Annotated in this window: 2 protein-coding genes; both read right to left on the reverse strand. The window is 38.2% G+C overall.

The window, feature by feature from the left end:
- Window positions 1–125: glutamine amidotransferase-related protein (locus WMO25_RS18985; RefSeq protein ID WP_494337452.1), on the reverse strand; the 125-nt coding region annotated here is incomplete at its 3' end.
- Between the two features lie 172 nt (window positions 126–297).
- On the reverse strand, window positions 298–623 hold a 326-nt coding region (locus WMO25_RS18645; protein ID WP_349086753.1), incomplete at its 5' end, for a hypothetical protein.

A 623-nucleotide genomic window follows, 5' to 3' on the forward strand; every position in this document is an offset into this window, starting at 1 on the left:
ATCTCGTCCAGTGTCTTAGTATATGGAAGGACTTCACAATATACATTACATTCTCTGACTCTTCGTGCAATTAACTGATTATACTGACCGCCAAAGTCAAGTACAATAACCATTTCTTTTGCCATGGTGTTCCCCCTGTATCTATAATTGAAATATTGAATAGTTGTGCATGCTTCATAACCGTTCGTCTACTTAAGAAAAGTTAATACAATATGAAGTGCGTTTTGACTAGATTTTACACTATTTAAAAATAAAATACAAGAGTCAGGCATAGCTTTTTCAAAAAAGAGAATGATATTAGAATAATGTTTTTTCCTGCACTTCTTCATAATCAGCCGTATTGCCGCGCTGAATCCTTATAAAATCATCATCTATCGCTTCACCATATTCCCGACCATTCTCTGTATTCTTCCGATACAAGACATACTGTACATTCTCCGTGCATACCATACCATTCAAATCAGCTGCAACCGGAAGAAAAGCCTGAATTCTTATATCGTACCTCTGACCACCTGCACTCAAAAGAATGCGCTTCTCTTCCTCTATTTCTTCAATCAGCGCCTGCTCACAATCTATGCCTGCATTCTCAAGCACCTGCTCCACAAAGCGCTCTATCCATTGGT

The organism is Coprococcus intestinihominis (genome assembly GCF_040096555.1).
Classification (GTDB): Bacteria; Bacillota; Clostridia; order Lachnospirales; family Lachnospiraceae; genus Coprococcus_A; species Coprococcus_A intestinihominis.